Source organism: Vibrio sp. CJQ_6 (assembly GCF_043106745.1).
Taxonomy (GTDB): Bacteria; Pseudomonadota; Gammaproteobacteria; order Enterobacterales; family Vibrionaceae; genus Vibrio; species Vibrio furnissii.
The window spans coordinates 517,961-530,628 of sequence record NZ_JBICMV010000012.1; the positions used below are offsets into that span (position 1 = coordinate 517,961).

Here is a 12,668-nt window from a genome sequence, read left to right on the forward strand (position 1 = left end):
TATAAGTAATTCATTAAAAAGAATGACACGGCAATAATGTATTTCTAAAACCTTTGTTGTGTTTTAAATAAGCAATTAATTTTGAGCAGTTGGGCAAAAACAAGTATGGCTAAACGATCGAGCACTAACGAATCTCTAGTTATCGCGTTTGAATTGCTAAAGCGCATACCCAGATCACATCAGGTGACGGCACGTGAACTACACTGCCAGTTAGAAGAAGTTGGGATTCTTCGAGATCTTAGGTCTGTACAAAGAAGCCTTGAAATGCTTTGTGATCATTTTGATATTTTGCGAGATGATCGAACAAAGCCTTATGGTTATCGCTGGAACAAGGGTTCCGAGAGTTTATCTTTACCAAAATTATCGTCCGTTGATGCCTTGCTACTCAGTTTAGCTCAAGAGCATCTTAAGTACTTATTACCTGCAAACCTTACTTCTTCATTGGATGGTTTTTTTCAAGAAGCGAAATACCAATTGAATCCGACCTCTGGAAGTACCAAAGATCGTGAATGGCTTAAAAAGGTAGCGGTGGTTAGTGAGACATTGCCACTGTTACCGCCGAAAATAGACAGTTTGGTTTTCAGGAAAGTAAGTGATGCTCTGTATCACAATCGTTATCTCACCATTGACTACGTAAACGCAAGCCAAACACAAAAATCATCAATGGTGATGCCGCTCGGATTAGCGCAGCAAGGTCAGCGTTTATATCTAGTTTGCCGTTTTGATGGGTATGACAACGAACGAACGATTGCTATCCACCGCATTAAGAAAGCCACAGTCTCAACATTTGAGTTTGAGAGACCAAAAGAGTTTAAGCTCAGTCAATATTATACGGATGGGCGCTTTGGCTTTGGTGAAGGTGACAAGTGTTCGATTCGATTTTGCATCGCTAAACAAACAGGTTTTTATCTAAAAGAAACGCCATTATCGAGTGACCAAACGCTCGAAGAACATCCAGACTATTTTGTTGTGACAGCGACTGTCATAAAGTCAAAGCAATTGGATAGGTGGCTTAATGGGTTTGGTAACTTGATATGGGATGTAGGTATTACTGACCACGAATATGAAACATTAACATAAGGAGAGAAAGATGGGCTTTTTTGATTCATTGGTAAGTGCAGGCAAAGCGGCCGTAAAAGCTGCTGGCGATGCTGCAACTAAAAGCACATTGGAACATTGGGGAAAGATTTCTAAAGCTCCGCGCGACCGTGTATTAGATTATTATCATCAAAACAACAAGCAAGAGTCGCAAAACTCCTTGAAGCGAGCATTAGCTATTGCAGCTCTTCAAGACCATAGCTTGTTTAGCCAAGATCTAGATGCAAAAAGACAACTAATTCGTTTACGTGAAAAGGTTAGTTTAGATGACAGTTCTCAAGCACGAACTCTTATGAGAGCAATAGATAACCTACAGCGTTAGTTAAAAATTCTCAATTACCCTGCTAAATCGCATTTTAAGAAAGGACAAATATGTTTATTCAGCATTTGAACAATGAACAACAGGCAACATTGATTGCTTTTGCAAAAAAAATTATCTCTGTCGATGGACATATCGACGAAAAAGAAGAGCTTATGTTGGAAACGATTCGCTCTCAGTGTGATGTCAACGTGAATTTTGATAGTAAACCCGAATTAGACGAACTAGGAAGTTTATTTGAGCTTCAGCATCAAAAAGTGGCGTTTATGCTGGAACTCATTGGTGTTGCTTATGCAGATGAAACTTATCAAGACAGTGAGAAGGCTGTTATTGGGCACTTAGCAGAAGTTCTCAATATTTCGCCTAGTCTGCTCACTGACATGGAAAACTGGGTTAAACGTCAAATGATTCTTGTTAAAGAAGCCAACCTATTCATGGAGATGTAACGATGCCTTTACCATTTATATTAGCAGGTGCGGCTATTGTAGCGGGTGGATATGGTGTGAAAAAAGGTATCGATGCAAAAGATGACTTTGACACTGCAAAAAGGGTCAATAGACGTGCGCAGAGCATGTTTGACGAGGCAAAATCCGAGCTAGAAGAGGAGCGTGAGTTAACTCAAAAAACGATGGAACACTTAGGTCAAGCAAAATACAAAATTTACAATGAGTCGATCATTCCGTTTGTTGATGTTTTTTCAAAAATAAAAAATGTTTCCTTTGAGGACAATAACCTAGATGACGCGACAAATTTGCCAGTGATGAGTGCTGGAGAGCTTGCTCGAATGAAAAGTAGCGTCTTAGAGATAAAAGGTGTTCTTTCAGGTGGAATCACGGCTCTTGGTAGTGGTGGACTTGCTGGCTTAGCTGCTTACGGTGGCGTCGGTGTTTTAGGGACGGCTTCAACAGGTACTGCCATAGGCACATTAAGTGGTGCAGCAGCGACTAACGCTACCCTAGCGTGGTTAGGGGGCGGCTCACTCGCTGCGGGGGGGTACGGTATGGCAGGTGGCATGATGGTTTTAGGTGGTGTTGTCGCAGGGCCTGTACTCGCTGTTGGCGGAATGATGATGGCTTCTAAAGCGGAGGCTGCTAAAGAAGATGCATATGGCAATCTTGATAAGGCTGAGTTGGCCTCAGAGCAGATGAAAGAGGCGAGGGTTGCGGCAAGTGGCATACGCTTGAGGTTTGAAGAAATTACCAAAGTTTTACGTAGCTTAGAACTTAGATTCCAGCCATTACTCCAATCATTAAACGAGTTGGTAGAATCAAATACAAACTATAGTACGTACTCCGAAGAAGATCGTAAGGGTGTAATGATCGCAGCGTCTACTGCAAAAGTTTTAAAGAACTTGCTGGAAGCTCCTATCATAGACAAGGAGGGTACGCTAACACCAGAGTCTCGCAAGGTGTTGGAAGAAACCAAAAAAATTATTGCGTAATGCAACGAAATAGGAAGGCAGTAAAGCCTTCCTACTTGTTAAATCCAAGGCTTCCCAATCATGAAAAAACAAGATGATTTTGTGTCCATTCTGGGTGGATACACAGCAGATGCTGCTACAACGAGATTTACAGAGAGAACATTCAATATTTTTGAAGATAGTGAACATCTAGTTGAACTCGCTCAAAAATGGAAGAATGTCGCTGCTGATAAGGCTCAAGGCCATATGTTCGAACAGCTTGAAGTCATAAAATTTAACTTGGATGCACTGAAAAAAGATAGTGAACTTTTCGCCGAGACTACAGCAAGTATGGGCTTTCCAACAGATCCTGTTGACATCATCATTTCCAACGGCAAGGAGACCTTGAGGGAAGTGCAAGCAAAATCCTGTAACAGTGCTGCACGCAGTGCATTCGCATTGTCCAATGAAAAATACCAAGAAATGCAAAGATTGGCACCTCAAGACCAAGTTGAAAAAATTAAAGAATTGCTTGAGAAGAGGATTGAAGCAGGAACCCTTAAGGCCGAAGACTACGAGCAAACTTATAGAAACCTGACGGAATCACTTGAGTATGGAAATGTAAGATCTGCTGGCACAACTTATGATGAGGCGCTAAAGGCCACCGATGCCAATGTTGCAGAAGTCATCGCTAATCAATCTAAACTGGAAGCAGCCTTTGCTGATATGCATGAGTCAGGGAAAAGGGCTGGTAACATAGGCGCAGCATTGAGTGGGGCGACCAGTAGCGTGACAGAGTTTTATCAAGTTTATAACGGTGAGCGTGAGCTAGGAGAAGCAACAGTAAATATTGCAATATCGACAGCAAAAGGTTATGCGACTGGTTATACAGTAACAGCATTAAGTAAAGGTATAACACACTCTGCGACGCATTTTTTAGGTGCTGGAGTATCAAAAGCGTTAGCAAGAAGCAATGCCCCAGTCGCAATTGCATCAGGGATTATTAGTTCTAGTAAGTCGATGATTAGTTACCTAAAAGGAGACATAGAGCTAGAGCAACTTAGTGATGAAATTACACATACCGCAATAACCAGTTCAGCGTCATTCTATTATGGTGCCCTTGGTCAAGTTATGATTCCTATCCCAGTCGTTGGTTCCATTGTCGGGGCTGGCGTCGGATATATGATTGGCAATTTGATCCATCAATCAGGTCTAGTAGCTCTGGGTGATAGTCAATTAGTGAAAATTGCGAAAGAGAGAAGACGTCAGATACAAGCTCTTTGCCTTGCAGCTGTTCCTCAAATTCGACAAAATCGTTTAGCACTTCAGCAGCAACTTGATCAGCATTTTGAATTAAGAAAACAATTATTCATGTCTGCATTTGATTCATTTGATCTGGGAGTGAATGATTGGGAACCAAATCAATGTTTAGAAGCATTGAATACGATAAGTGATCAATTTGGTTCTGTTTTACCATACAAATCTTTTGAAGAATTTGATCAAATGATGTGCTCAGAGGATTCATTTAAATTCTGATGAGCTACTCATTCCCTTGCTATCAATGTGGTAAATGCTGTTCTAACGTCCATCTCTCTGATGAAACGAAGTTTCTTGATAGGGGAGATGGGTGCTGTAAGCATCTCGATTTAGATACAAAGCTCTGTTCTATCTATGAAGATAGGCCAGATATTTGTCGGGTCGAATTACAGTATCTGTCTCGGTTTTCAAACCAGTATGCCTGGGACCACTTTGTCGAACTAAATTTAGAGATATGTGCAGCGCTTCCTGAGAGAAAGTAATCTCTGAGAATCTTCCATCTAGTAACGATAACGATGTGTATCTCATCAGTATTTGGACTAGAAGCGGACCAAGTGGCTTGCTTCATGAGAACTTTTGGAGGAGGATATCCATTTTATAACCGAGACTTAATTCTAACAAGCTAGGCACACTGAACGCATCAAGTTGTCGTTTCTGTTGAGCATTATTTTTCTATTAGCGGATATACAGGCTCACCCCATAACTCGTTACTGCTGTCCATCATAATCTTAATGATTACTGGTAGTATCTTTTCTAGCAGAACAGTACAGTCTCGTAACTGCTTTCGATTCGCTGAACTGCCAAATGTCGCTCCACCATGGATGATTTGGTTACGTAACGTGTATAAGCGAGAAAATACAACCGCTAGTACTAATGCTGTGTTGTTATGCCCCAGGGCTGTGTTAGCTATGATTTTTGCTTTACTCTGAGCGTCTTTCCATTGCTCTTCAGTGATACGGCCAGAATGGAATTGCCAATAACTTTCTAGAATAAACTCGTTATCTAAAACTGCTCTTATCGCCCCAGAGTAATTGTGCCAGACAATGTTTGACAGCAAATTTTCAGAATCCAGAGCCACAAGACGCGTCAAGAACTCTTGATATAACCCGCGTTCTCCGTAGCTCGCTTTCTGTTCGAACTCTTGCGCATAAGCAGAGTTAAAAGCAATCCAGAGGAAAGTAAATTTAGAGTCATCATCATCGCATGACTCTGCTTTCTTTAGCCAACTCAGCGCTCTGTGTACTCTAGTTGAAAGTGCTTGTGAGTACTGTCCTCGTTCATTGCGGTGGCGTTTTTTTAACACATCGAAATTAAGCATTTCTATCTCATTTATTATATGAACAGGTCGTACAGTCGATAAAGCTCAACGATTCATAACTGTACCAAAAATTGAAATTCCATTTATTTATAAGATAAAGTTCAATGTAACATTCTACAACATTTTTTATACTTTTTACCTGAACCACATGGGCACTGTTCGTTAACTCCGATCTTGACTTTATTTAGTGGATGGCTAGGTTTTTTATTTGCATCATCATAATCCTGTTTGAAGATTTGTAATTGAGAGTAGTATGGAATCCTTGAGGCAAAGTATTTCAATTCATCATCATTATGGTTAAATCCAAAATATATTAACTTCAACTCTGTTAAAACGTCATCAAATTCCGTGTGATTTTGCAATTTGGAAAAAAATTCCTTAACATTGATTTTGTAGTGGGCTAATTTCTCTAGAAACTTCCTAAGGTCTTCAATCAGCTCTTCTGGAGTCATAAATTGCAAAGGAAATATGATGCCACTCTCTATTTTATGAAGCATTGACTGTGCGAGAAGGCTACCTTCATCCCTTGCCTTTTCCAGAATCTGATAACAATCTTTTTTGTTTCCAATACTGTGTTTGGCTTTAAGTAATGATAAGTGTGCCAACGCATCTGGTACTCCCTCATTAAATGCTTTTTCGTAGAGATACATTGCTTTATCAATGTTATTGTCTTCATAGAATTGAGCTAATGCTAATATTGCCGAGATAGAACCTTTGCTCATGCAAAAATTGAGGGTTTCTAATCCTCTCTCAATATGCCCATCTTCAATTTCTAACTCACCTAGTTTTGATTCTGCGTCTAGTGAACCATTATAAGCAGCGGTTTTTAATAAATCCAAAGGCGTAGTTTCATTCAATCTTGGTACAAGAGTTTCTTTATCGTAATATTCAAGTAAAAACATAGCGTATCTATAAAGACATTCTGGGTCTGAACTATCTAATGCCTCATGACTAGGATATTCTTTAGCTATATCAACGCAGTGTTTATTTAAGGTTGATGATTTAAAAACAGCAGATTTGTATAGTGATAAAATGGTATCTGGCATTGTTTCTTCAAATACCCATTCCTTGTGGTTATGCAGTGACTCTGTGGTTGTATGTTTACATAGCTTTTTTTTGTAATATGACTCGCAATATATCGCTGCTTCTAGAGTGGATGAGTAGTTATCTGAAAAAATCCCATTATAAATTAGCTCACTTACATCTATGTCGTCTATTTTTTCGAATAACACACTTAGCTTTCCATAAGGAATTTTATGTTCCATTTCATAATGCTCACGCAAAATATTTATTACTTCTTTCCTTATATTTTTGCAGTCGGAACTAATTATATCATCAATATCTACTGAATGATTTTCCCTATGTACATGTCTATTGGCGGAAATCCTTATACTGTGTGCGCTATCTTTTTGGTTGAATGATATTATCCCTTCATCGAAGAGCGTATTGATTCTGTCTACTGACTTTAAATTATCAAAACCTGCAATATGACGGTCTTCTCTTTCATATAAATAAATAATCATCCGTTCCAAAAGCTGCCTGAATTTTAAAATGGAAAACTCAGGGTTAATGTTCATGCTTTCTATCGCTTTTTGGTAAATATGGTATAAATTGGGTTCATCACTAAAGGAAGATATCAACTCCACATCACTTATTGATTTCACTATCGATACTCATTTTGAATTCTTTGTAACTATTGTAATTACAATAGCACTATTATTATTTCCACAACTAGATCTGGTTGCATAGAGTGTGATTTGGTTCAACTGGTTTGCCGTAATTTCTGGGCATTTCTGATAATAGATGTGTTAATCGGAATTGCTAAACTTCGACCCCTGCGGCTTTAGCCGCTCGCAATCAGCACTGCATTCGCAGTGCATAAAACGATGTTTGATTCATAGTCAACAAACCATCTTTACCCCTTGTCGGGGGTAGCCTGTCGTTTACCCCTGATAAGGGGTAAAACCGATTCTTTATTTCTATTAGATATAAATTGAATCATAAGTCAATAACCTACTGTTTTAGTTGAAATAAATCATTGACGAAAAGGTTTTTATACGTTTTAATAAGCTTGAACACTCTCTATCTCAATTTGTATAAAGATTGAGTTAAATAAATTAAACAATATCAAAGAATTCATCACCTTATCGGTGAGAGGAGGGAATTATTTTTTAATAAAAGGAAACGCCAAAATGGCCAAGCAAACACTTACTCTCGTGCGTGGATTACCAGGTTCTGGAAAGTCTACATATGCAAAAACTCTCGATGCTATCTTAGTTGAAGCTGATCATTTTTTTATCGATAAAAACGATAATTACCAATACGACCCCGCACTAATCAAAACTGCTCACGCATGGTGTCAACTCGAAACGAAGCGCTTACTTCGTGCAGGATTTGACGTCGTGGTTGCAAACACATTCGTAAAAAACTGGGAAATGTCATTTTACAAATCACTTGCAGATGAGATGAATGTATCATTTGAAGTCATTGAGATAAATGGGAAATACCAAAATATTCATGGTGTAACTGATGTTGTCATTGCTCGAATGCGTAAACAGTTTGAGAAGTTAAATCCTGCGTTGATGTCTTCACCTGCAATGGAGGCGTCACAATGAGTTCAATAAAAATTAAGGGTTTAGATGAAGCGCTCAAATCAGTGCAAAAAAGTTCACGTGCTAGAGAATTAACTAGCGAAGGTGTCTATACAATACTCAACGAAGTGCAACAGACTTTAGATACTTATCTATTTAAAAAGGATCAGGTAGGTATTCAAGTGTTGGTTACAGTTTATACAAAAGTTGCGGGTTCATACCGAGGCATACCATATGCAACTTTTGTTGAAGTTGAACGCGGTAAAACCGTGTGGAAATTGATCAACGTGTATCGCGGTGAAGCGATAGCAACGGACGCAAAGATCCTCAATACGCAAAAATTTACTGATCAGATCTATTGTAAAGCTGAAAAGGAACTCAATAGACTAGTGTATCGTGACATCGAATTGTAGATTATGAGATAGCTAGCACCTGATCTTCGGTAAATCGACCCATCGTGTCGTATATTGCGGCGTTAACATCTGACGCCGCATTGACCACTTCTGAGATATCCCTTGTACCGCTAAAAATACAGTCTCACTCCCAAATCGATTGTTTAATGTGTCATACACATTCATAAGCTTAGGATTATTCGGAGTCAGGTTAAACAGATCGGGCTGCTCATTCTGCCCGTCAACTAAGTCAATCAGCCCAACGCCAATTTTATAAAACCTCACATCCTGTTGAAATAACTGCTCAGCCAGTCGAGAGGCAGCTTGAGTTATCTGGATCACATCGGCTGTGGGGTAGGCGAATCGGTGAATCGCTCTACGTGCTATTGGAATCGCATCAAACGGTGAGCTGTTAGCGAAACAAAGCATTACTCGACACAAGGACTTTTGCTTTCGAGCCTTAAAGGAAGCAATATTGGCGTGCTTGCACAACGCTTGCTGCAACGACTCCAGATCAGTAATTCTCTGTCCTGCACTGCGAGTAGAGAATATTTGCTTTTTATCCGCTCTAGCCGTATCCCAGCCCTTGCATTTTTGCCCATTGAGTTCACGCACTGTACGCTCCACTTTGACGTTAAACTCTTTTCTAATCAGTGCGGGGGATAATTAGCAAGCTTGAGCGCTGTATTAATCCCCATCAATTCTAAACGACGGGTGATTTTTCGACCGATTCCCCACACATCGCCAACGGATAACTGACCCAAAATCGCTTTACGCTCTCGTTCGTTATCTAAGACACATACTCCATTATACCCTTCTATTTTTTTCGCAGCATGATTGGCGACCTTGGCAAGGGTTAGTGTTGGCCCAAACCCTACACAAACAGGTAAACGACACTCACGCCAAACGGCGCGTCGTAAGAGCATGCCTTGCTCTCTAAAGCACTTAATGGCGGGATAAGAACGCTCAAAAGAGAGGAAAGATTCATCAATGCTGTAGATGTGTTGCTCGGGCGCAAAGCGGCCAATAACCTGCATCATTTTGGCAGATAAATCCGCGTACAGCTCATAGTTCGATGACAGAGCGATTATCCCTTTCTGTTCGCAAAGTGCTTTAACTTGAAAGTAGGGTTTGAACTTCTCTATTCCAGCTTCCTTAGCCTGTCGATTCGCTGCGACAATACAACCGTCATTGTTGGGCAAGACAATCATCGGCTTACCGCGCCAGTCAGGGCGGAAAACTTGTTCAGCACTACAGTAGAAAGAGTTAGCATCCACCAGCGCAAACATTAGTTTTGTGTCAATAATGGGCTAGGGCGGTGACAGCGAATTGAGCGGCTTACAACCCCTTCTACTGAGAATTGATCAAACTCATGTATAGGCACCGCTTGATAGCGCTCATTCGCTGAAAGCAGTAAACGTCGATAGATATCGATTTGCTTACAAACAAACTCGCCATTTAGATTGGCGACAATAATGTCCTGATCTTTTACTGATAAGCAGCGATCGACAATCAGCAGATCTCTATCAAAAATGCCTAGGCCTTGCATCGAATCTCCACAGGCATAGCCTAAAAATGTTGCGCTCGGGTGTTCAATCAAAAGCTGGTCGAGATCAAGATCTAACTGAGTGTACTCATTGGCTGGGCTTTCAAACCCCGTTATGCCTGCATGGGCGAAAATGGGTATAACGTTCATAGTAACAATAAAATAACTGTACATGCATACAGTTATTTTATGTGTGTGGTGGGATTTTGCAAGGTCAAAGTACTGACAAGTCTGATTTGGGTTTAAGTAACATGACGAACGAACTGAAATGCAGGTTATAAATGTATGGTAATCAAGTATGTAAAGAGATCTGCCATTCGTTCTATGCGGCGATAGCCGCTTTGGTGCAGCACTGCTTGCGCAGTGCATTGGGCAATGGTTTGATTGAACTCCCTTCAACGACTTAAGTTTCGGTCAAAATCGTCAGATTTCTATTTGAATAGTGTATATATTGTTGTCACTCAATGCGTTAAAGGTTTAAGAATATGTCAGGTACGAATTACCAAGAAGTTTCGAGAGAAGATTTGCAAGAACTAGAGTACACAAGGCTTGATCTACTGAATGATTTCAAAGAGCAACTGGCCGTGTTTTGCGACTATCTAAACGTTGACTTAGATCAGCACGCGGCTTTGCAATCATTAGACACGGCAACTGCATATACTCTTTCCTCTCCACATTATGTTCCTTCACGAAATGGAGATGTAAAAATCTCTGCTCTAAGCTATTTAAACTTAAAACTGATTGAACAGGTCAAATCAACCGCTTCAGGCATCGTTAAGACGTTAGCGACACAAATTGCAGATTCTTCCCAAAAACTGCCATGTAACGATATTGCGCTTAAAGGTTCGGTAGATTCCATCGCGATAAAGCTGACTCAACGCTATTTATTTGGTTATAAACGCTTTTATGACGTTGAATCAATTCCAGAAGTCCCAACATTGAGGAATAATGACTTAAGTGCTTTGTGTGAGCGTCATCTACTGGAACGAGTAGAGGAGCGTTACACGGCACAGTATCACCGCTACAGATTATGGGACGGAAAAGCGATCGCTTTGCTATCTAGTTACCTGTTTGATGTTAAAAGTGAAGAACATAATTTCTTTGATTCTAAGAACCTAATTCATCTATTGAATAACATCCCTGAACCAATCACAAAAGAATGGTTTAAAGATGAATGCATCGAATGTTGGGAAGATCTTCATGCGAATGGCCCATGTCATGCGTATACCGAACTTGCCTACCCCGATGAGCATGGTGTGATTTTTGAAGAATATGTGCCGCTAAATATGGTCAGTGAAGAAGTATGGGATTCGCTTTATGAGCGCTACAAAAGCAAACTTAAAGAACATGTAGAGTTCACTCAATAGCGCTGGTGTGTCTTAGCATTCTTCAGTTAAGCAAATAACCGTCAATAAAAGGAACAAAGTAAAAATGACCGCGACAATTTCAGTCAGCAAAAGTGCGATATTTGAGCTAATCATGGCTGGCATAGAGGCTTATGCTGTAAAGCATCAAGGCAGTAGGGGCATCTCTGTAGAAACTGCCGCTCACCTTTGGGGATACGTTAACAAAACACATCCATTTAAATGTACGATACATCATGTTTCAGTAGAGACATCAGCAAAGCGAAAACGTTCTTCTGTTCAATTCAATTCTCAATCTCTTTTGATTAAAAAGGACATCGCAAAAGTTTTCGGAGACGAGTATCAATACATCGGAACTGCTCATTCCCATCCTTATTTACGAGAAGAAAGCATTGATGCCGCAATGATTAGAAAAAATAAGTGGTATGAATTATCTGACGCGGATCATGAGTGTGAGCTTGGATGTCCTGAGATAGAGGTCGCTGGTAAATCATACAGTGTGGCTTTGGTATTAACGATTCATTCAATGCTTAAGGCAGATGATAGAAAAGATGGCACTTACTTCGGGGAACCACTTGTCGAGTTCTCACTTGGCAATATCAAGTGCTGGCTGTATGGCCGAGTTTTTGAGCATAAACCTAAGTTATCGCTAAGCGATGAAGAGCGGCAATCTTTTGGGCGCTACAAATTGACCTTAGACGGTATTCCAAATGATAAAAAGGTTCCTGTACCACTAGAGACAGTATTAGAAAGTAGTGTCTTTATCGATACGTTGTGCAAAGACTTTGGCAGGTTAACATTTTTGGAAAATGAATCCGAATATGACATAGCTGCTGTTGTAGAGCGTCGATGGAGTTAACGGTTATGTGTATCGCGGTGAAGCGATAGCCGCAGACGCAAAGATCCTCAATACGCAAAAATTTACTGATCAGATTTATTGTAAAGCTGAAAAGAAACTCAATAGATTAGTGTATCCTGACATCGATTTGTTGAGTGTTTGATAGCTAACACCTGATCTTCGGTAAATCGACCCAGCGGGTCGTATATTGCGGCATCAACATCTGACGCCGCATTGACCACTTCTGAGATATCCCTTGTGCCGCTATAAATACGTTGTCACTCCCAAATCTTTGGTTTAAACATCTATTAATTTGGGGCCATTCGTGATCCAGATTAAAGAATTCGGACTGCTCATGTTGGTCACCCACTAAGTCAACCAGTTCCATACCAATTTTACAAAATCCTACATCATTTGAAATAACAGATCTGATAGTTAGAGGATGCTTAGTAGTTTCAGTCCAGCATTGTAACTCGGTTTTAGGTA

Annotated in this window: 15 protein-coding genes and 1 pseudogene; 11 read left to right on the forward strand and 5 right to left on the reverse strand. The window is 40.2% G+C overall.

The features are described from left to right. Positions 1 to 105 precede the first annotated feature (105 nt). Genes ACF8PK_RS09420 through ACF8PK_RS09445 form a run of 6 tightly spaced genes read left to right on the forward strand, consistent with a single transcriptional unit; the run spans position 106 to position 4,615 of the window. Entirely contained in the window at positions 106 to 1,080 is a 975-nt protein-coding gene (locus ACF8PK_RS09420; protein WP_029831919.1) for a YafY family protein, read from the forward strand. Between the two features lie 10 nt (positions 1,081 to 1,090). Next, on the forward strand, positions 1,091 to 1,420 hold the full coding sequence (locus ACF8PK_RS09425) for a hypothetical protein (protein ID WP_108693874.1): 330 nt from the start codon (positions 1,091 to 1,093) through the stop codon (positions 1,418 to 1,420). 50 nt (positions 1,421 to 1,470) lie between these two features. After that, the gene (locus tag ACF8PK_RS09430; RefSeq protein ID WP_102887513.1) at positions 1,471 to 1,863 is read left to right on the forward strand and encodes a TerB family tellurite resistance protein; all 393 of its coding nucleotides are present in this window, start codon (positions 1,471 to 1,473) and stop codon (positions 1,861 to 1,863) included. A gap of 2 nt (positions 1,864 to 1,865) precedes the next feature. Further along, positions 1,866 to 2,858, forward strand: a complete 993-nt coding sequence (locus ACF8PK_RS09435) for a hypothetical protein (protein ID WP_108693873.1) — start codon at positions 1,866 to 1,868, stop codon at positions 2,856 to 2,858. A gap of 60 nt (positions 2,859 to 2,918) precedes the next feature. After that, positions 2,919 to 4,352, forward strand: coding sequence for a hypothetical protein (locus ACF8PK_RS09440; RefSeq protein WP_108693872.1), 1,434 nt, complete (start codon positions 2,919 to 2,921; stop codon positions 4,350 to 4,352). Further along, positions 4,352 to 4,615, forward strand: a complete 264-nt coding sequence (locus tag ACF8PK_RS09445; protein ID WP_108693871.1) for a YkgJ family cysteine cluster protein — start codon at positions 4,352 to 4,354, stop codon at positions 4,613 to 4,615. The genes ACF8PK_RS09440 and ACF8PK_RS09445 overlap by 1 nt, the downstream gene beginning before the upstream one ends. Before the next feature lie 182 nt (positions 4,616 to 4,797). On the opposite strand, the gene ACF8PK_RS09450 is transcribed toward ACF8PK_RS09445, so the two are convergent. Continuing rightward, on the reverse strand, positions 4,798 to 5,451 hold the full coding sequence (locus ACF8PK_RS09450; RefSeq protein ID WP_108693870.1) for a HEPN domain-containing protein: 654 nt from the start codon (positions 5,449 to 5,451) through the stop codon (positions 4,798 to 4,800). 101 nt (positions 5,452 to 5,552) lie between these two features. Next, positions 5,553 to 7,115 carry an SEC-C metal-binding domain-containing protein gene (locus ACF8PK_RS09455; protein ID WP_108693869.1) on the reverse strand — a complete coding sequence of 521 codons (1,563 nt, stop codon included), beginning with the start codon at positions 7,113 to 7,115 and terminating at the stop codon, positions 5,553 to 5,555. Between the two features lie 528 nt (positions 7,116 to 7,643). On the opposite strand from ACF8PK_RS09455, the gene ACF8PK_RS09460 reads away from it, so the two are divergent. Then, complete coding sequence (locus ACF8PK_RS09460; protein WP_108693868.1) at positions 7,644 to 8,066, forward strand: ATP-binding protein; 423 nt, start codon at positions 7,644 to 7,646, stop codon at positions 8,064 to 8,066. After that, entirely contained in the window at positions 8,063 to 8,455 is a 393-nt protein-coding gene (locus tag ACF8PK_RS09465; protein ID WP_005444601.1) for a hypothetical protein, read from the forward strand. Before ACF8PK_RS09460 ends, ACF8PK_RS09465 begins: the two co-directional genes overlap by 4 nt. 12 nt (positions 8,456 to 8,467) lie before the next feature. On the opposite strand, the pseudogene ACF8PK_RS09470 reads toward ACF8PK_RS09465, so the two are convergent. Continuing rightward, a pseudogene (locus ACF8PK_RS09470) lies at positions 8,468 to 9,723 on the reverse strand (Y-family DNA polymerase). Further along, positions 9,723 to 10,130 (reverse strand): LexA family transcriptional regulator, encoded by a 408-nt coding sequence (locus ACF8PK_RS09475; protein ID WP_031847455.1) that lies wholly within the window; start codon positions 10,128 to 10,130, stop codon positions 9,723 to 9,725. Before ACF8PK_RS09475 ends, ACF8PK_RS09470 begins: the two are co-directional and overlap by 1 nt. 131 nt (positions 10,131 to 10,261) lie before the next feature. On the opposite strand from ACF8PK_RS09475, the gene ACF8PK_RS09480 reads away from it, so the two are divergent. The 3 genes from ACF8PK_RS09480 to ACF8PK_RS09490 all read left to right on the forward strand — a co-directional run bounded on the left by ACF8PK_RS09480 (position 10,262) and on the right by ACF8PK_RS09490 (position 12,203). After that, complete coding sequence (locus tag ACF8PK_RS09480; protein ID WP_257878648.1) at positions 10,262 to 10,387, forward strand: hypothetical protein; 126 nt, start codon at positions 10,262 to 10,264, stop codon at positions 10,385 to 10,387. Positions 10,388 to 10,465: 78 nt separating this feature from the next. Next, positions 10,466 to 11,347 carry a hypothetical protein gene (locus tag ACF8PK_RS09485; protein WP_031847456.1) on the forward strand — a complete coding sequence of 294 codons (882 nt, stop codon included), beginning with the start codon at positions 10,466 to 10,468 and terminating at the stop codon, positions 11,345 to 11,347. 64 nt (positions 11,348 to 11,411) lie between these two features. Next, positions 11,412 to 12,203, forward strand: coding sequence for a hypothetical protein (locus tag ACF8PK_RS09490; protein WP_108693867.1), 792 nt, complete (start codon positions 11,412 to 11,414; stop codon positions 12,201 to 12,203). Between the two features lie 145 nt (positions 12,204 to 12,348). Here ACF8PK_RS09490 and ACF8PK_RS09495 read toward each other — a convergent pair. After that, a partial coding sequence (locus ACF8PK_RS09495; RefSeq protein WP_392440954.1) for a DUF4113 domain-containing protein occupies positions 12,349 to 12,668 on the reverse strand: 320 nt, incomplete at its 5' end.

Excerpts from the sequence above, each read along its gene's own strand:
- ACF8PK_RS09420 (WP_029831919.1), top strand. The coding sequence starts at position 106 with ATGGCTAAACGATCGAGCACTAACGAATCTCTAGTTATCGCGTTTGAA.
- ACF8PK_RS09425 (WP_108693874.1), top strand. The coding sequence starts at position 1,091 with ATGGGCTTTTTTGATTCATTGGTAAGTGCAGGCAAAGCGGCCGTAAAA.
- ACF8PK_RS09430 (WP_102887513.1), top strand. The coding sequence starts at position 1,471 with ATGTTTATTCAGCATTTGAACAATGAACAACAGGCAACATTGATTGCT.
- ACF8PK_RS09435 (WP_108693873.1), top strand. The coding sequence starts at position 1,866 with ATGCCTTTACCATTTATATTAGCAGGTGCGGCTATTGTAGCGGGTGGA.
- ACF8PK_RS09440 (WP_108693872.1), top strand. The coding sequence starts at position 2,919 with ATGAAAAAACAAGATGATTTTGTGTCCATTCTGGGTGGATACACAGCA.
- ACF8PK_RS09445 (WP_108693871.1), top strand. The coding sequence starts at position 4,352 with ATGAGCTACTCATTCCCTTGCTATCAATGTGGTAAATGCTGTTCTAAC.
- ACF8PK_RS09450 (WP_108693870.1), bottom strand. The coding sequence starts at position 5,451 with ATGCTTAATTTCGATGTGTTAAAAAAACGCCACCGCAATGAACGAGGA.
- ACF8PK_RS09460 (WP_108693868.1), top strand. The coding sequence starts at position 7,644 with ATGGCCAAGCAAACACTTACTCTCGTGCGTGGATTACCAGGTTCTGGA.
- ACF8PK_RS09465 (WP_005444601.1), top strand. The coding sequence starts at position 8,063 with ATGAGTTCAATAAAAATTAAGGGTTTAGATGAAGCGCTCAAATCAGTG.
- ACF8PK_RS09475 (WP_031847455.1), bottom strand. The coding sequence starts at position 10,130 with ATGAACGTTATACCCATTTTCGCCCATGCAGGCATAACGGGGTTTGAA.
- ACF8PK_RS09480 (WP_257878648.1), top strand. The coding sequence starts at position 10,262 with ATGTATGGTAATCAAGTATGTAAAGAGATCTGCCATTCGTTCTATGCG.
- ACF8PK_RS09485 (WP_031847456.1), top strand. The coding sequence starts at position 10,466 with ATGTCAGGTACGAATTACCAAGAAGTTTCGAGAGAAGATTTGCAAGAA.
- ACF8PK_RS09490 (WP_108693867.1), top strand. The coding sequence starts at position 11,412 with ATGACCGCGACAATTTCAGTCAGCAAAAGTGCGATATTTGAGCTAATC.